This window comes from Enterobacter cloacae complex sp. Mu1197 (assembly GCF_040059225.1).
GTDB classification, from domain to species: Bacteria; Pseudomonadota; Gammaproteobacteria; order Enterobacterales; family Enterobacteriaceae; genus Enterobacter; species Enterobacter quasiroggenkampii.
Map to the genome: position 1 here is coordinate 4241303 of NZ_CP157375.1, position 18381 is coordinate 4259683.

Sequence of the window (18381 nt, forward strand, 5' to 3'; positions counted from 1 at the left end):
TTAAAAAGGCGCTCTTCGGCATGGGGAAGCGCCTTTTTTATTTCCTGCTTCAGTCCGTCAACGCTTTGTAAACCTTCGCTTATCCCGCTTTAAAACCGCCGCTTTTGGTGTATATTTCCCCCACTCTACTGGCGCTCTTCTCGCGGAATGACACAATGATTCGTAAATACTGGTGGCTGGTTGTCTTTGCAATCTCCGTTCTGATTTTCGATGCACTCCTGATGCAGTGGATTGAACTGATGAGCACCGAAACCGATAAGTGTCGCAATATGAACTCCGTGAATCCCCTGAAACTCGTGAACTGCTCAGAGCTCGACTAATCGCCTGATTGCGCAAATCTCCCCGTTATTACCCACTAAAAACGGGGATTTAAATCCCTTTGAGCCATTACCCGACGGTGATAATGTCTCGCCCTTCTCAACCGCTCTAGCGTAACCTCACACTCGAGTAGAACCGTCCATGCTGGTCAGCCAATACAACCATATCCTTGTTGTCCTCTCCTTTGTTGTTGCCATTCTTGCCGCATATACCGCACTGAATATGGCGGCACGTGTCGCCGGGAGTCAGGGCGTCGCTGCCCGCGTCTGGCTGGCTGGCGGCGGTATTGCAATGGGCATAGGCGTGTGGGCCATGCATTTTATCGGCATGCTGGCGATGGACCTCTCCATGAGCATGAGCTACAACGCCACCCTGACGGTGTTATCGATGGTCATCGCCGTGGGGTCGTCACTGTTTGCGCTCTGGCTCGTTAGCTGCGATCGGTTACGCTTGCGCCGTCTGCTGCCCGGTGCGCTGGTGATGGGAAGCGGTATTGTTGCCATGCATTACACCGGCATGGCTGCGCTGGAGGTGATGCCCGGGATTATCTGGGACAAGGTCTGGGTGGCCATTTCGGTCGCCATTGCGCTTGCCGCTTCACTCGCTGCATTATGGCTGACCTTCCGCCTGCGTCATGATGCCGCTCAGGTCGTGCTGATGCGCACGGGTGCCGCCATCACCATGGGCATTGCCATTGCCGGGATGCACTACGCCGGGATGAAAGCCGCACAGTTTCCGATGTCCACAATGGTTCACCATGAGGGTATCAACGGGAGCTGGCTGGCGGTACTGGTTAGCGTCGTCGCGCTCTCTATTCTTGGGATTACCCTGCTGGTATCAATGCTGGATGCCCGCCTTCAGGCACGTACCGCCCTTCTGGCCTCGTCGCTTGCAGAAGCTAACCGGGAACTCGCACAACTGGCCCTGCACGATACCCTGACGCGTCTGCCAAACCGTATCCTGCTGGAAGACCGACTCGATCAGGCCATCAGCAAAGCCGATCGTGAAGGGACCCATTTCGCCCTGATGTTCATGGATCTCGACGGTTTTAAAGCCATCAATGACGCTTACGGCCATGATGTCGGTGACAAGCTGCTGATTGCCGTTACGGAGCGTCTGCTGCATCTCCTGAAGGGCCAGTTCACCCTGGCACGTATCGGCGGTGATGAGTTTGTTCTGCTGGCTGAGGGGGAAGGCCCGGACGATGCGGCATCGCTGGCGAATTCGCTGGTGCGCGCGATCGATAGCCCGTTCAACCTCGACCACTATGAACTGGTGGTGACCCTCAGCATTGGGATCGCGCTGTATCCTCACGACGGTAAAACCGAACGTGAGCTCATGTTTAACGCCGACGCGGCGATGTACCATACCAAGCACATGGGCCGGAACGGTTACCACTTTTTCCAGCCCTCGATGAATACACTGGCGCAGACCCATCTTCAGTTGATGAACGATCTGTGGATGGCGATCGATCGCAATGAGCTACGCCTGCTGTACCAGCCAAAATTTCACGCTCCCGCCGGTCCTATCCTTGGATTTGAGGCGTTATTGCGCTGGCAGCATCCTAAGCAGGGATTACTGACCCCGGACCTTTTCCTGCCGCTGGCGGAGAAAACGGGGCTGATTATCCCTATCGGTAACTGGGTAATTAATGAAGCCTGTCGCCAGCTGCGTGAATGGCATCTTCAGGGACATCAAAGCTGGTCAATGGCGGTAAACCTGTCGACGCTGCAGTTTGAACAGCCTTCGCTGGTCAACACGGTTCTCAACTGTCTGGCACTTCATCATGTGCCACCAGAAATGTTGATCCTGGAAGTGACGGAAACCACGGCAATGAGCAACCCGGATGAAAGTGTACGGGTGCTGACAGAGCTGACGGAAGCGGGCGTAAAGGCCTCCATTGATGATTTTGGTACCGGATATTCGAGCCTGCTGTACCTCAAGCGCTTACCGGCCTGTGAATTGAAAATCGACAGGGCGTTCGTGAAAGAGCTAAGCGGGGAAAGCGAGGATGCCACCATTGTCTCAGCGATTGTGGCCCTCGCCAAAACACTCAACCTGAAAGTCGTGGCTGAAGGTGTAGAAACCGAAGCACAGCAAGCCTTTTTAACCGAGCTGGGTTGCAACACCCTTCAGGGTTATCTGTTAGGTAAACCCGTCAGCGCGCAAACCATTGAGGCACTTTGCGCGCGAGGGGAAATGTTACCTGGCGCTGAGCTGTAAGCATCATCATGAGGCGATACGCGAATGACAGGCAGTGTCGCCAGAATGCTATCGACCAGGGCGGGAGCCTGCTGAAAAAGATTGAAACTGTCGTTATTCATTAACCAGTTTTTAATGATTCCGCTAAAAAAACCGTGGAATACGATCAGGGTCAGATCAACATTTACCTTTGGCGAAATGATGTTACGTGAAATACAGGCCTCCAGCGTGGCACGCAGCGTGTCATAATTGAACCCAATCCGTTTTCTGATCTCACTCTCAGAAATCATATCACTGCTAAATTCACATTTGTGATACAAAATTTGTAAAAGGGCACATTGTCGGGGCTCACGTGCAATATACTGCAACGCAGTAATAAATTGCTCACGAAGTATTAACAATGGATCATCACCTTCGGAAAGGGAAAGCCGGTCGCGAATAATGTCGCGAAGCGGTAATTGCTGCTCCCAGATGGCATTAAATATTTCGGCTTTACTGGTGAAGTGCCAGTAAATGGCACCGCGCGTAACCTTTGCGGCATCCGCGATGTCCGTCAGCGTCGTGTTGGCTACGCCACGCGTCGCAAACTGGCCGATAGCCGCCTCAATCAGCTGCTGCCGGGTTTGTTGAGCTTCTTCTTTCTTTTTACGCGCCATAGACAACTACTCGCTACTCACAAGATTTATACGTAACACAGGGGTCAGGAGAAAGAAAGTATTCACCAAATTCCGTTTTAATTTTGCACAAAAAAAGTCAATCTTCTTAATTTATAGTTTAGCTAAATACATATTTAAGTTTAAATTCACAACATCAATAATTAAATCACGTTAAGCGCCATTTAACTGATTAGCTTGCCGGAAGATGACGGAGAAATAAACCGAGCCTGATTCTGATTTTTCCGCTCAGACCTTGTCATCCGCACTTATAAATTAAAAAACATTAAATACCCTCATTATTATACGCAGCTACATTTTATTTTTTATCCCGCTGCCCCTGCTACCGATTCACGCCAAATATCGGTTTCCGGGTATTTAAAGGACCAGTAATGACGAATCATTTCAGACGCTTACCTTTAGCCGGTTTCATTGTCTGCGCTGCACTGCTCTCAGGATGCGATGGCCAGGAAAACCAACCGCAACATCCGCAGGCCCCCCAGGTCAGCGTGCATATTGTGAAAAGCGCACCGCTGGCTGTCACCACTGAACTCCCGGGCAGAACTGATGCGTTCCGCGTAGCAGAGGTTCGTCCGCAGGTTAGCGGTATTATCCTGCGCCGCAACTTCACGGAAGGCAGCGATGTAAAAGCCGGGGATTCGCTTTATCAGATTGATCCTGCTACCTATCAGGCGGCTTACGATAACGCGAAAGGCGAGCTGGCGAAGGCCCAGGCGGCGGCCAATATTGCGCACCTGACGGTGAAACGTTATCTCCCGCTGGTCAGCACACAGTATGTCAGCAAGCAAGAGTATGACCAGGCCGTCGCCACGGCCCAGCAGGCAGATGCCAGCGTCGTCGCCGCCAAAGCGGGCGTTGAAAGTGCACGCATCAATCTTGCCTATACCAAAGTGACGTCTCCCGTCGATGGCCGCATCGGCAAATCCAGCGTGACAGAAGGCGCGCTCGTGACGAACGGACAAACCGCGGCGCTGGCAACGGTCCAGCAGCTTGATCCGATTTACGTTGATGTGACCCAGTCCAGTAATGATTTTATGCGTCTGAAGCAGACGAGCCTGCAAAAAGGCGATACCGCCAGCAGCGTTGAGCTACTGATGGAGAACGGGCAGCCCTATCCACTGAAAGGCACATTGCAGTTCTCCGACGTCACGGTGGATGAAAGTACCGGCTCGATTACCCTGCGCGCCATTTTCCCGAATCCTCAACATCTGCTGTTACCCGGTATGTTCGTTCGCGCCCGCATTGATGAAGGTACGCAGCCGGATGCGATTCTGGTTCCCCAGCAAGGCGTGACCCGCACACCGCGAGGCGATGCCACCGTGATGGTGGTGAACGATAAAAATCAGGTTGAGTCTCGCACCGTCGTTGCGCCACAGGCGATTGGCGACCGCTGGCTGGTAACGGAAGGGCTGAAAAACGGTGACCGCGTGATTGTCAGCGGACTACAGAAGGTCAGACCGGGCGTAACCGTCGTCACTACGCCTGATACCACCACCACTCCGGCCAGTTAAGGGACGACGACATGGCTAATTTCTTTATTCAGAGACCGGTTTTCGCCTGGGTACTTGCCATCATTTTGATGATTGCAGGCGGACTGGCCATTCTCAAACTTCCCGTCGCACAGTATCCGACCATTGCACCTCCCGCCGTGGCGATATCCGCGACCTACCCGGGAGCAGATGCCCAGACGGTACAGGATACCGTGACCCAGGTTATCGAACAGAACATGAACGGTATCGATAACCTGATGTATATGTCCTCCACCAGCGATTCAGCGGGTAACGTCACGATCACCCTGACCTTCGAGTCCGGAACCGATCCGGACATCGCCCAGGTGCAGGTTCAGAACAAGCTGCAGCTCGCCATGCCGCTGCTGCCTCAAGAGGTGCAGCAGCAGGGGATTGGCGTTGAGAAGTCCAGCAGCAGCTTCCTGCTGGTTGCCGGTTTTGTATCAGACAACAAAAACCTGACGCAGGATGACATCTCCGACTATGTCGCCTCGAACGTCAAAGATGCCATCAGCCGAACGTCTGGCGTCGGTGACGTGCAGCTGTTTGGCGCCCAATATGCGATGCGTATCTGGCTCGACAGCAATGCGATGAACAAATACCAGCTGACGCCGCTGGATATCATCAACCAGTTGAAAACGCAGAACGACCAGATAGCGGCAGGCCAGTTGGGCGGGACGCCGTCCATCCCGGGACAACAGCTGAATGCCTCGATCATCGCGCAAACCCGTCTGAAATCACCGGAAGAGTTCGGTCGCGTGACGCTCAAGGTGAACCAGGACGGCTCGATGGTGCATCTGAAGGACGTGGCTCGCATTGAGCTGGGTGGCGAAAACTACAACATGGTGACAAAAATCAACGGGCAGGCGGCAACCGGCCTGGGGATTAAGCTGGCAACCGGGGCCAATGCGCTGGATACGGCAGCAGCCATCAAGAGCAAGCTGGCACAACTGCAGCCGTTCTTCCCGCAGGGGCTCAAAGTCGTCTACCCCTATGACACCACGCCGTTTGTGAAAATCTCTATCCACGAAGTGGTGAAGACCCTGTTTGAGGCGATCGTTCTCGTCTTCCTGGTCATGTACCTGTTCCTGCAAAACCTTCGGGCAACGCTCATCCCGACGATCGCGGTGCCGGTCGTTCTGCTGGGTACCTTCGCGGTTCTGGCGGCGTTTGGTTTCTCCATCAATACTCTGACAATGTTCGGCATGGTGCTGGCGATAGGCCTGCTGGTTGATGACGCTATTGTCGTCGTCGAGAACGTTGAACGCGTCATGGTCGAGGACAAGCTGCCGCCGAAAGAGGCCACGCAGAAGTCGATGGGGCAGATTCAGGGTGCGCTGGTGGGGATCGCCATGGTGCTCTCGGCGGTCTTTATCCCGATGGCCTTTTTTGGCGGCTCGACGGGGGCGATCTATCGCCAGTTCTCGCTGACTATCGTTTCCGCGATGGCGTTGTCCGTACTGGTTGCGCTAATCCTGACGCCTGCACTCTGTGCAACGTTGCTTAAGCCCGTATCCGCCGATCATCATGAGAAAAAAGGGGGCTTCTTCGGCTGGTTTAATGCGCTTTTTGATAAGAGCGTGGAGCACTACAGTCACAGCGTGAGCGGTATCTTGCGCAAAACCGGGCGCTATCTGGTGGTATACGTCATTATTGTCGGTGGGATGGCGGTGCTCTTCCTGCGCTTACCCACCTCCTTCCTCCCCGAAGAGGATCAGGGGGTGTTTATGACGATGGTTCAGCTGCCTGCGGGGGCAACCCAGACGCGTACTCAGCAGGTCCTCGACCAGGTTCAGGACTACTACCTGAATAAAGAGAAGGCGAATGTTGAATCCGTCTTTACCGTAAACGGCTTTAGCTTTAGTGGCCAGGGCCAGAACTCCGGTATTGCCTTCATCAGTCTGAAGCCCTGGGAGGAGCGTCCTGGGGCACAAAATGGGGTCGAGGCGATTGTGGGTCGTGCGACGAAAGCCTTCAGTCAGATTAAAGACGGCCTTGTTTTCCCGTTTAACCTGCCTGCCATTATTGAGCTGGGTACCGCCACGGGCTTCGACTTTGAACTGATCGATCAGGCTAACCTCGGACATACCCAGCTGACGCAGGCGCGTAACCAGCTGCTCGGCATGGTGAAAGAGCACCCCGACCTGCTGGTACGCGTGCGTCCTAACGGTCTGGAGGATACGCCACAGTTCAAGCTGGACGTCGACCAGGAGAAAGCCCAGGCGCTGGGCATCAGTCTTTCTGACGTCAACCAGACGATTTCGACAGCCTTAGGCGGCACCTATGTGAATGACTTTATCGATCATGGGCGCGTGAAAAAGGTCTACGTCCAGGCTGATGCAAAATTCCGTATGTTGCCAGGAGATATTAACAACCTTTACGTGCGCAGTGCGAACGGGGAAATGGTGCCGTTTTCAGCCTTTAGCAACGCTCACTGGGTTTACGGTTCACCTCGTCTGGAGCGCTATAACGGAATGCCCTCTATGGAGATCCTCGGTGAATCAGCCCCGGGTAAAAGTACCGGCGAAGCCATGGCTATGATGGAAAGCCTCGCGGCAAAACTGCCTTCCGGCATCGGTTATGACTGGACGGGAATGTCTTACCAGGAGCGACTTTCGGGTAACCAGGCGCCTGCACTGTACGCCATCTCACTGATCGTGGTGTTCCTGTGTCTGGCCGCGCTGTATGAAAGCTGGTCCATTCCGTTCTCCGTCATGCTGGTTGTGCCGTTGGGGGTCATCGGGGCGCTTCTCGCAGCATCGCTGCGCGGGTTAAACAATGACGTCTATTTCCAGGTCGGCCTGCTGACCACGATTGGTCTGTCAGCGAAAAACGCCATTTTGATCGTCGAATTTGCTAAGGACCTGATGGAGAAAGAGGGTAAAGGCATCATTGAGGCCACGCTGGAGGCGTCAAGGATGCGCCTTCGACCGATCCTGATGACGTCTCTGGCCTTTATATTGGGCGTTATGCCGCTGGTGATTAGCTCCGGGGCCGGGAGCGGTGCGCAAAACGCCGTCGGTACGGGCGTGATGGGGGGAATGCTTTCCGCAACGCTGCTGGCGATTTTCTTCGTACCCGTCTTCTTTGTGGTGGTCCGTCGACGCTTTACCCGCCATAAAGATTAACATTTCCCTAAAAAGGCACCTCGCGTGCCTTTTTTATTTTTAACATAAACAATGAATTAGGCATTAAGCAAAACTAATGTTAAAAATACGATGATTTGCATTAAGTAAAAATACTCTCTTGCAGCTTCATAATGTCTCCATTAATTCGTCCTGAAACCGACTTTTCTCCACGATTTTTACAAACTACATAATTTGAGATTATTCCTCGTGTAACGCGGACTTACCCCGGTGGTAAAATAACCTCCAGTTCGTTAATTGCCCTCCTGGCTTTATAGCGGATGAGAAATAATATTGAGGTAACATCATGAAAAGATTCATTTCCGTTGCACTACTCGCTGCGCTGCTTGCTGGTTGCGCGCACGACTCTCCATGTGTACCGGTTTACGACGACCAGGGCCGACTGGTTCATACCAATACCTGCATGAAAGGCACCACCCAGGATAACTGGGAAACTGCGGGTGCTATCGCCGGCGGTGCTGCCGCAGTGGCAGGTTTGACGCTGGGTATTGTTGCCCTGACGAAGTAACAGCTGTTAAGAAAGCGCGGCTCTGGCCGCGCTTTTGCTTTTAATCAGTGCACTATTTTCAAATAAGTAAAAAAATAGCCCCGTATTTATTCGCGCTGTTCATTTCATCCTGAAACCAGTCACATCTTTTTCGTATACTCATTTAAATTACCGGTTCTATTGTGATGATTTTCACACATTAATATTATTGACTACCCTGCCAATATTCACGCTGGAAACTATCTTGTTTTTTTCCTGACGCGACTCAAAACTTTTGCTCCAATTTGTGGCGCAGGTTGTAATTTCGCACCGTTTCAGGGCGCTCGTTTTATTTAAGCCTGTCTACACTCAGCATTAAGCGTTCACTCATCTCTTATTTTGTCGAACGCAAAACTGGCATTACGTTTGCTTTATAAACGTTGGCCAACGCCACAGACAGGTAAAGCGTTTAAAAACGCCTCTATAACGATAAATTTCGCCACACAGGATGCATTATGAAAAAGACGATGATAGCCAGCCTGGCCGCTGCAGGCATGATGTTTGCCGTAGCCGGTCAAGCCCATGCGGGAACGACACTGGATGCCGTTAAAAAGAAAGGTTTTGTTCAATGCGGTATCAGTGACGGTTTGCCTGGCTTCTCTTATGCCGATGCGAACGGCAAATTTACCGGTATCGATGTGGACGTCTGCCGTGGCGTTGCTGCCGCCGTTTTTGGTGATGACAGCAAAGTAAAATATACCCCGCTGACGGCGAAAGAACGCTTTACGGCGCTGCAGTCCGGTGAGGTTGACATGCTCTCCCGTAATACCACCTGGACTTCCTCCCGCGACGCAGGGATGGGGATGTCATTCACGGGCGTGACCTATTATGACGGTATCGGCTTCCTGACCCACAATAAAGCGGGCCTGAAAAGCGCCAAAGAGCTGGATGGCGCTACCGTTTGTATTCAGGCGGGCACCGATACCGAACTGAACGTCGCCGATTATTTCAAAGCAAATAACATGAAATACACGCCAGTGACATTCGACCGCTCGGATGAGTCGGCCAAAGCGCTGGAATCCGGCCGTTGCGACACGCTGGCCTCTGACCAGTCACAGCTGTATGCCTTACGCATTAAGCTGAGCAATCCTGCAGAATGGATTGTTCTGCCTGAAGTGATCTCCAAAGAACCTCTCGGACCGGTGGTACGTCGTGGCGATGAAGACTGGTTCTCCATTGTTCGCTGGACGCTGTTTGCCATGCTGAACGCAGAAGAGATGGGCATCAACTCGAAAAACGTGGATGAGAAAGCGGCTAAACCATCCAACCCGGATATGGCACACCTGCTGGGTACAGAAGGTGATTTCGGCAAGGATCTGAAGCTGGATAACAAGTGGGCCTACAACATCATCAAACAGGTGGGCAACTACTCTGAGATCTTTGAACGCAACGTGGGATCGGAAAGCCCGCTGAAGATCAAACGCGGCCAGAACAATCTCTGGAACAACGGCGGTATTCAGTACGCACCACCAGTACGTTAAGTCATAGCTGTAACGGGCACTGCTCTGGCAGTGCCCACTCCAGAGTCATGGATACTGAGGTTTCTTTATGTCCCATCGCCGCTCAGCCGTAAAAGGATCGCTATCCTTTTCTCATCCCGCGGTCCGCGCCTGGCTATTCCAGATTATTGCTATTGTTGCGGTTGTTCTCATCGCCGTGTATCTCATCCATAACACCATCACCAACCTGAATAATCGCGGCATTACCTCCGGTTTCGCGTTTTTAGATCGCAGCGCGGGGTTTGGCATTGTTCAGCATCTTATTGATTACCAGGAAGGTGACACGTATGGACGCGTGTTCGTGGTCGGTTTACTGAATACGCTGCTGGTATCGGCGCTTTGTATCGTCTTCGCGTCGATACTGGGCTTCTTTATTGGCCTGGCACGTCTTTCTGAAAACTGGCTCTTGCGGAAGCTGTCGACTGTTTATATTGAAACGTTCCGCAATATCCCCCCGCTCCTGCAGATCTTCTTCTGGTATTTTGCCGTATTGCGTAACCTACCCGGCCCCCGTCAGGCCGTCGACGCGTTTGAGCTTTTTTTCCTGAGCAACCGTGGGCTGTCCATTCCTTCTCCTCTGCCGGGTGAAGGTCTGTACGCTTTTATCGGCGCGATTGCGATCGCGCTTGCTCTCACTACTGGGGTATTCCGTTTTAACCGCACGCATCAGATCAAAACCGGCCAGCTTCGCAGAACCTGGCCGACGGCAGTCGTCCTGTTCGTTAGCCTGCCGCTGGTGGCTCACTGGCTGTTTGGGGCCGCACTGCACTGGGATGTTCCTCATCTGCGGGGCTTTAACTTTCAGGGCGGGATGGTATTAATTCCTGAGCTGGCAGCTCTGACATTGGCGCTGTCGATTTATACGTCCGCGTTTATTGCCGAGATTATCCGTGCCGGGATCCAGGCCGTACCTTACGGACAGCACGAGGCGGCACGCTCACTGGGATTACCGCATACGGTGACGCTTCGCCAGGTCATCATCCCGCAGGCTTTACGGGTCATCATTCCGCCGCTGACCAGCCAGTATCTTAATATTGTCAAAAACTCGTCGCTGGCCGCTGCCATTGGTTATCCCGATATGGTGTCACTCTTCGCCGGAACCGTGCTTAACCAGACCGGACAAGCCATTGAAACCATCGCCATCACCATGTCTGTCTATCTCATCATCAGCCTGGTAATTTCACTACTGATGAACCTCTATAACCGTCGTATAGCACTGGTCGAGCGCTAAGGATTTATGATGACAAAAGCGATACTGTCGCACTCCTCGCGCCCTGCCAACTCGACAGGCGGACGTTTCATTCTCTGGGCGCGCAAGAATCTGTTCTCCAGCTGGAGTAACAGCCTGCTGACGATTGTCTGCTTGTGGCTCATGTGGGAGTTGATTCCTCCCCTGCTGAACTGGGCGTTTTTACAGGCTAACTGGGTCGGTTCAACCCGGGCAGACTGTACAAAAGCCGGCGCCTGCTGGGTATTTATCCATGAACGCTTTGGTCAGTTCATGTATGGGTTGTATCCGCATGAACAGCGCTGGCGGATTAATCTGGCGCTGGTTATCGGTCTGCTCTCTGTCGCAGTCATGTTCTGGAAAAAGCTGCCTCACCGTGGACGCTATATTGCCGTCTGGGCGATGGTTTATCCGATTATTGTCTGGGTGCTGCTCTATGGCGGTTTTCTGGGGCTGGAACGCGTTGAAACACGTCAGTGGGGCGGGCTGACGCTGACGTTGATTATCGCATCAGTGGGGATAGCCGGTGCTCTGCCGTGGGGGATTCTACTTGCTCTGGGGCGACGTTCAAAAATGCCGATCGTCCGCGTGCTCTCCGTTATCTTCATTGAGTTCTGGCGCGGCGTACCGCTTATCACCGTCCTGTTTATGTCGTCGGTCATGCTGCCGCTGTTTATGGCTGAAGGCACAACGATCGACAAACTGATCCGTGCCCTGGTCGGGGTAATTCTCTTCCAGTCCGCCTATGTTGCTGAAGTTGTGCGCGGTGGTCTGCAGGCGTTGCCTAAAGGCCAGTACGAAGCGGCAGAATCACTGGCGCTCGGCTACTGGAAAACGCAGGGGCTGGTCATTCTTCCCCAGGCACTCAAGCTGGTCATCCCGGGTCTGGTCAACACGATCATTGCCCTCTTCAAGGATACCAGCCTGGTGATCATCATCGGATTGTTCGATCTCTTTAGCAGCGTGCAGCAGGCAACCGTTGACCCTGTCTGGCTGGGCATGTCCACCGAAGGATATGTCTTTGCTGCCCTGATCTACTGGATCTTTTGTTTTAGCATGTCGCGCTACAGCCAGCATCTGGAAAAGCGCTTTAACACCGGGCGTACACCGCACTGAGGAAAATATGAGCCAAATAACTATGACACCCGCCGACGCGATGATTACGCTGGAAAACGTGAACAAATGGTACGGACAGTTTCATGTCCTGAAGGACATTAATCTCAAGGTCAAGCAGGGCGAACGCATTGTCCTGTGCGGCCCTTCCGGGTCCGGGAAATCCACAACCATTCGCTGCATTAACCATCTTGAAGAGCATCAGCAAGGACGCATCGTGGTTGATGGTATCGAGCTGAATGAAGATATCCGCAATATCGAACGCGTGCGTCAGGAAGTGGGAATGGTCTTTCAGCACTTTAATCTGTTTCCGCACCTGACCGTTCTGCAGAACTGTACGCTTGCACCGATTTGGGTACGGAAGATGCCGAAAAAGGAAGCCGAGGCGCTGGCAATGCACTACCTGGAGCGTGTACGTATCGCAGAGCATGCGAATAAGTTCCCTGGCCAGATATCGGGTGGCCAGCAGCAGCGTGTGGCTATCGCCCGTTCACTGTGTATGAAACCGAAAATTATGCTGTTTGATGAACCGACATCAGCTCTCGATCCGGAAATGGTGAAGGAGGTTCTGGATACCATGATTGGTCTGGCACAATCCGGCATGACTATGCTGTGCGTCACGCATGAGATGGGGTTCGCGAGAACCGTGGCTGACCGGGTGATCTTTATGGACCGTGGGGAGATTGTTGAGCAGGCGCCGCCGGATGAGTTCTTTGCGCATCCGAAGTCAGAACGTACGCGAGCATTCCTGTCGCAGGTGATCCATTAATCTGCTTTTTTTGCCCGGTGGCGCTGCGCTTACCGGGCCTACCGTTTTCACGAGAATCATAACGCAAAAAGGCCATCCTTTCGGATGGCCTCTTCACTTGTTTGATGTCTGGCAGTTCCCTACTCTCACATGGGGAGACCCCACACTACCATCGGCGCTACGGCGTTTCACTTCTGAGTTCGGCATGGGGTCAGGTGGGACCACCGCGCTAAAGCCGCCAGACAAATTCTTTTACTTCTTGCCGAACTTTAACCTAAGTATAAAGTGGTGCTGATACCCAGAGTCGAACTGGGGACCTCACCCTTACCAAGGGTGCGCTCTACCAACTGAGCCATATCAGCACGCTAAATTTGATGCCTGGCAGTTCCCTACTCTCACATGGGGAGACCCCACACTACCATCGGCGCTACGGCGTTTCACTTCTGAGTTCGGCATGGGGTCAGGTGGGACCACCGCGCTAAAGCCGCCAGGCAAATTCTGTTCATCTGTATCAAGGCTGAATTTTGATTGTTCGTCTCTTCGCCAAAACATCTTCGGCGTTGTAAGGTTAAGCCTCACGGTTCATTAGTATCGGTTAGCTCAACGCATCGCTGCGCTTACACACCCGACCTATCAACGTCGTCGTCTTCAACGTTCCTTCAGGAGACTTAAAGTCTCAGGGAGAACTCATCTCGGGGCAAGTTTCGTGCTTAGATGCTTTCAGCACTTATCTTTTCCGCATTTAGCTACCGGGCAGTGCCATTGGCATGACAACCCGAACACCAGTGATGCGTCCACTCCGGTCCTCTCGTACTAGGAGCAGCCCCCCTCAATTCTCCAGCGCCCACGGCAGATAGGGACCGAACTGTCTCACGACGTTCTAAACCCAGCTCGCGTACCACTTTAAATGGCGAACAGCCATACCCTTGGGACCTACTTCAGCCCCAGGATGTGATGAGCCGACATCGAGGTGCCAAACACCGCCGTCGATATGAACTCTTGGGCGGTATCAGCCTGTTATCCCCGGAGTACCTTTTATCCGTTGAGCGATGGCCCTTCCATTCAGAACCACCGGATCACTATGACCTGCTTTCGCACCTGCTCGAGCCGTCACTCTCGCAGTCAAGCTAGCTTATGCCATTGCACTAACCTCCTGATGTCCGACCAGGATTAGCTAACCTTCGTGCTCCTCCGTTACTCTTTGGGAGGAGACCGCCCCAGTCAAACTACCCACCAGACACTGTCCGCAACCCGGATCACGGGTCTACGTTAGAACACCAGCCATTAAAGGGTGGTATTTCAAGGACGGCTCCACGCAGACTGGCGTCCACACTTCAAAGCCTCCCACCTATCCTACACATCAAGGACCAGTGTTCAGTGTCAAGCTATAGTAAAGGTTCACGGGGTCTTTCCGTCTTGCCGCGGGTACACTGCATCTTCACAGCGAGTTCAATTTCACTGAGTCTCGGGTGGAGACAGCCTGGCCATCATTACGCCATTCGTGCAGGTCGGAACTTACCCGACAAGGAATTTCGCTACCTTAGGACCGTTATAGTTACGGCCGCCGTTTACCGGGGCTTCGATCAAGAGCTTCGCGTTGCCGCTAACCCCATCAATTAACCTTCCGGCACCGGGCAGGCGTCACACCGTATACGTCCACTTTCGTGTTTGCACAGTGCTGTGTTTTTAATAAACAGTTGCAGCCAGCTGGTATCTTCGACTGATTTCAGCTCCACCCGCAGGGGCTTCACCTACATATCAGCGTGCCTTCTCCCGAAGTTACGGCACCATTTTGCCTAGTTCCTTCACCCGAGTTCTCTCAAGCGCCTTGGTATTCTCTACCTGACCACCTGTGTCGGTTTGGGGTACGATTTAATGTTACCTGATGCTTAGAGGCTTTTCCTGGAAGCAGGGCATTTGTTACTTCAGCACCGTAGTGCCTCGTCATCACACCTCAGCGTTAATAAGGTACCGGATTTACCTGGAACCTCCGCCTACATGCTTAAACCGGGACAACCGTCGCCCGGCTAACATAGCCTTCTCCGTCCCCCCTTCGCAGTAACACCAAGTACAGGAATATTAACCTGTTTCCCATCGACTACGCCTTTCGGCCTCGCCTTAGGGGTCGACTCACCCTGCCCCGATTAACGTTGGACAGGAACCCTTGGTCTTCCGGCGAGCGGGCTTTTCACCCGCTTTATCGTTACTTATGTCAGCATTCGCACTTCTGATACCTCCAGCATGCCTCACAGCACACCTTCAACGGCTTACAGAACGCTCCCCTACCCAACAACACATAGTGTCGCTGCCGCAGCTTCGGTGCATGGTTTAGCCCCGTTACATCTTCCGCGCAGGCCGACTCGACCAGTGAGCTATTACGCTTTCTTTAAATGATGGCTGCTTCTAAGCCAACATCCTGGCTGTCTGTGCCTTCCCACATCGTTTCCCACTTAACCATGACTTTGGGACCTTAGCTGGCGGTCTGGGTTGTTTCCCTCTTCACGACGGACGTTAGCACCCGCCGTGTGTCTCCCGTGATAACATTCTTCGGTATTCGTAGTTTGCATCGGGTTGGTAAGCCGGGATGGCCCCCTAGCCGAAACAGTGCTCTACCCCCGAAGATGAGTTCACGAGGCGCTACCTAAATAGCTTTCGGGGAGAACCAGCTATCTCCCGGTTTGATTGGCCTTTCACCCCCAGCCACAAGTCATCCGCTAATTTTTCAACATTAGTCGGTTCGGTCCTCCAGTTAGTGTTACCCAACCTTCAACCTGCCCATGGCTAGATCACCGGGTTTCGGGTCTATACCCTGCAACTTAACGCCCAGTTAAGACTCGGTTTCCCTTCGGCTCCCCTATACGGTTAACCTTGCTACAGAATATAAGTCGCTGACCCATTATACAAAAGGTACGCAGTCACACCACAAGGGTGCTCCCACTGCTTGTACGTACACGGTTTCAGGTTCTTTTTCACTCCCCTCGCCGGGGTTCTTTTCGCCTTTCCCTCACGGTACTGGTTCACTATCGGTCAGTCAGGAGTATTTAGCCTTGGAGGATGGTCCCCCCATATTCAGACAGGATACCACGTGTCCCGCCCTACTCTTCGAGTTCACAACCTGTGTGTTTTCGTGTACGGGACTGTCACCCTGTACCGTGCGACTTTCCAGACGCTTCCACTAACACACAAGCTGATTCAGACTCTGGGCTGCTCCCCGTTCGCTCGCCGCTACTGGGGGAATCTCGGTTGATTTCTTTTCCTCGGGGTACTTAGATGTTTCAGTTCCCCCGGTTCGCCTCGTTAACCTATGTATTCAGTTAACGATAGTGTGACGAATCACACTGGGTTTCCCCATTCGGACATCGCCGGGTCAAAGGTTCATATCACCTCGCCGGCGCTTTTCGCAGATTAGCACGTCCTTCATCGCCTCTGACTGCCAGGGCATCCACCGTGTACGCTTAGTCGCTTAACCTCACAACCCGAAGATGTTTCACTTCTGATTGCGAAAATTTGAGAGACTCGAACACACCATTTAAGATGTGTCGTTTCAATTTTCAGCTTGATCCAGATTTTTAAAGAGCAAATATCTCAAACATGACTCGCAAGTCAGTTTTGAGATATGACGGCAGGTGACTTTCACTCACGAACCAGCAAGTGGCGTCCCCTAGGGGATTCGAACCCCTGTTACCGCCGTGAAAGGGCGGTGTCCTGGGCCTCTAGACGAAGGGGACACTGAAGTCTCAATCGCAAGACGCCTTGCTATTTACTTTTCATCAGACAATCTGTGTGAGCACTGCAAAGGCAGGTTCTTTAAGGTAAGGAGGTGATCCAACCGCAGGTTCCCCTACGGTTACCTTGTTACGACTTCACCCCAGTCATGAATCACAAAGTGGTAAGCGCCCTCCCGAAGGTTAAGCTACCTACTTCTTTTGCAACCCACTCCCATGGTGTGACGGGCGGTGTGTACAAGGCCCGGGAACGTATTCACCGTAGCATTCTGATCTACGATTACTAGCGATTCCGACTTCATGGAGTCGAGTTGCAGACTCCAATCCGGACTACGACGCACTTTATGAGGTCCGCTTGCTCTCGCGAGGTCGCTTCTCTTTGTATGCGCCATTGTAGCACGTGTGTAGCCCTACTCGTAAGGGCCATGATGACTTGACGTCATCCCCACCTTCCTCCAGTTTATCACTGGCAGTCTCCTTTGAGTTCCCGGCCTAACCGCTGGCAACAAAGGATAAGGGTTGCGCTCGTTGCGGGACTTAACCCAACATTTCACAACACGAGCTGACGACAGCCATGCAGCACCTGTCTCAGAGTTCCCGAAGGCACCAATCCATCTCTGGAAAGTTCTCTGGATGTCAAGAGTAGGTAAGGTTCTTCGCGTTGCATCGAATTAAACCACATGCTCCACCGCTTGTGCGGGCCCCCGTCAATTCATTTGAGTTTTAACCTTGCGGCCGTACTCCCCAGGCGGTCGACTTAACGCGTTAGCTCCGGAAGCCACGCCTCAAGGGCACAACCTCCAAGTCGACATCGTTTACGGCGTGGACTACCAGGGTATCTAATCCTGTTTGCTCCCCACGCTTTCGCACCTGAGCGTCAGTCTTTGTCCAGGGGGCCGCCTTCGCCACCGGTATTCCTCCAGATCTCTACGCATTTCACCGCTACACCTGGAATTCTACCCCCCTCTACAAGACTCTAGCCTGCCAGTTTCGAATGCAGTTCCCAGGTTGAGCCCGGGGATTTCACATCCGACTTGACAGACCGCCTGCGTGCGCTTTACGCCCAGTAATTCCGATTAACGCTTGCACCCTCCGTATTACCGCGGCTGCTGGCACGGAGTTAGCCGGTGCTTCTTCTGCGGGTAACGTCAATTGCTGAGGTTATTAACCTCAACACCTTCCTCCCCGCTGAAAGTACTTTACAACCCGAAGGCCTTCTTCATACACGCGGCATGGCTGCATCAGGCTTGCGCCCATTGTGCAATATTCCCCACTGCTGCCTCCCGTAGGAGTCTGGACCGTGTCTCAGTTCCAGTGTGGCTGGTCATCCTCTCAGACCAGCTAGGGATCGTCGCCTAGGTGAGCCGTTACCCCACCTACTAGCTAATCCCATCTGGGCACATCTGATGGCAAGAGGCCCGAAGGTCCCCCTCTTTGGTCTTGCGACGTTATGCGGTATTAGCTACCGTTTCCAGTAGTTATCCCCCTCCATCAGGCAGTTTCCCAGACATTACTCACCCGTCCGCCGCTCGTCACCCAGGAGCAAGCTCCCTGTGTTACCGCTCGACTTGCATGTGTTAGGCCTGCCGCCAGCGTTCAATCTGAGCCATGATCAAACTCTTCAATTTAAGTTTGATGCTCGTGAATTAAACTTCGTAATGAATTACGCATGTTCACTCAGAGACTTGGTATTC

The 18381-nt window shown here is 53.0% G+C and carries 10 protein-coding genes, 2 tRNA genes and 4 rRNA genes; 9 read left to right on the forward strand and 7 right to left on the reverse strand.

All coding sequences use genetic code 11. The features are described 5' to 3' along the window. The first annotated feature begins 155 nt into the window (after window positions 1-155). Both ABFV38_RS19940 and ABFV38_RS19945 read left to right on the forward strand, forming a co-directional pair. On the forward strand, window positions 156-320 hold the full coding sequence (locus ABFV38_RS19940) for a DUF2556 family protein (protein WP_008502862.1): 165 nt from the start codon (window positions 156-158) through the stop codon (window positions 318-320). A gap of 139 nt (window positions 321-459) precedes the next feature. Continuing rightward, window positions 460-2541, forward strand: a complete 2082-nt coding sequence (locus ABFV38_RS19945; RefSeq protein ID WP_045910142.1) for a bifunctional diguanylate cyclase/phosphodiesterase — start codon at window positions 460-462, stop codon at window positions 2539-2541. On the opposite strand, the gene envR is transcribed toward ABFV38_RS19945, so the two are convergent. Further along, entirely contained in the window at window positions 2457-3176 is a 720-nt protein-coding gene (gene envR / locus ABFV38_RS19950) for an acrEF/envCD operon transcriptional regulator (protein WP_045910143.1), read from the reverse strand. The genes ABFV38_RS19945 and envR overlap by 85 nt on opposite strands. A 389-nt stretch (window positions 3177-3565) precedes the next feature. Between envR and ABFV38_RS19955 the strand changes: the two genes are divergently transcribed. The 7 genes from ABFV38_RS19955 (at window position 3566) to ABFV38_RS19985 (ending at window position 12983) form a co-directional block, all read left to right on the forward strand. Next, window positions 3566-4705, forward strand: coding sequence for an efflux RND transporter periplasmic adaptor subunit (locus tag ABFV38_RS19955; RefSeq protein WP_348957896.1), 1140 nt, complete (start codon window positions 3566-3568; stop codon window positions 4703-4705). Between the two features lie 11 nt (window positions 4706-4716). Next, complete coding sequence (locus tag ABFV38_RS19960; RefSeq protein WP_045910145.1) at window positions 4717-7830, forward strand: efflux RND transporter permease subunit; 3114 nt, start codon at window positions 4717-4719, stop codon at window positions 7828-7830. A 304-nt stretch (window positions 7831-8134) separates the two neighbouring features. Beyond that, complete coding sequence (locus tag ABFV38_RS19965) at window positions 8135-8356, forward strand: lipoprotein (protein WP_008502867.1); 222 nt, start codon at window positions 8135-8137, stop codon at window positions 8354-8356. A gap of 473 nt (window positions 8357-8829) precedes the next feature. Beyond that, complete coding sequence (locus ABFV38_RS19970; protein WP_047071242.1) at window positions 8830-9855, forward strand: amino acid ABC transporter substrate-binding protein; 1026 nt, start codon at window positions 8830-8832, stop codon at window positions 9853-9855. Between the two features lie 67 nt (window positions 9856-9922). Then, entirely contained in the window at window positions 9923-11104 is a 1182-nt protein-coding gene (locus ABFV38_RS19975; protein WP_111967943.1) for an amino acid ABC transporter permease, read from the forward strand. A 9-nt stretch (window positions 11105-11113) separates the two neighbouring features. Further along, window positions 11114-12217, forward strand: coding sequence for an amino acid ABC transporter permease (locus tag ABFV38_RS19980; RefSeq protein WP_348957899.1), 1104 nt, complete (start codon window positions 11114-11116; stop codon window positions 12215-12217). A 7-nt stretch (window positions 12218-12224) separates the two neighbouring features. Further along, window positions 12225-12983, forward strand: a complete 759-nt coding sequence (locus ABFV38_RS19985) for an amino acid ABC transporter ATP-binding protein (protein ID WP_014171880.1) — start codon at window positions 12225-12227, stop codon at window positions 12981-12983. A gap of 106 nt (window positions 12984-13089) precedes the next feature. On the opposite strand, the gene rrf (ABFV38_RS19990) is transcribed toward ABFV38_RS19985, so the two are convergent. From rrf (ABFV38_RS19990) to ABFV38_RS20015, 6 genes are all read right to left on the reverse strand, one after another. Further along, a 5S ribosomal RNA gene (gene rrf / locus ABFV38_RS19990) occupies window positions 13090-13205 on the reverse strand. Between the two features lie 43 nt (window positions 13206-13248). Continuing rightward, window positions 13249-13324 (reverse strand) — tRNA-Thr (locus tag ABFV38_RS19995). Between the two features lie 14 nt (window positions 13325-13338). Next, window positions 13339-13454: ribosomal RNA gene (rrf, locus tag ABFV38_RS20000) — 5S ribosomal RNA — on the reverse strand. Between the two features lie 72 nt (window positions 13455-13526). Continuing rightward, window positions 13527-16431 (reverse strand): 23S ribosomal RNA (locus tag ABFV38_RS20005). A gap of 183 nt (window positions 16432-16614) precedes the next feature. Then, window positions 16615-16690, reverse strand: a tRNA-Glu gene (locus tag ABFV38_RS20010). Window positions 16691-16775: 85 nt separating this feature from the next. Then, window positions 16776-18315, reverse strand: a 16S ribosomal RNA gene (locus tag ABFV38_RS20015). The 16S, 23S and 5S rRNA genes sit together here with 2 tRNA genes alongside, the layout of an rRNA operon. Window positions 18316-18381: the final 66 nt, after the last annotated feature.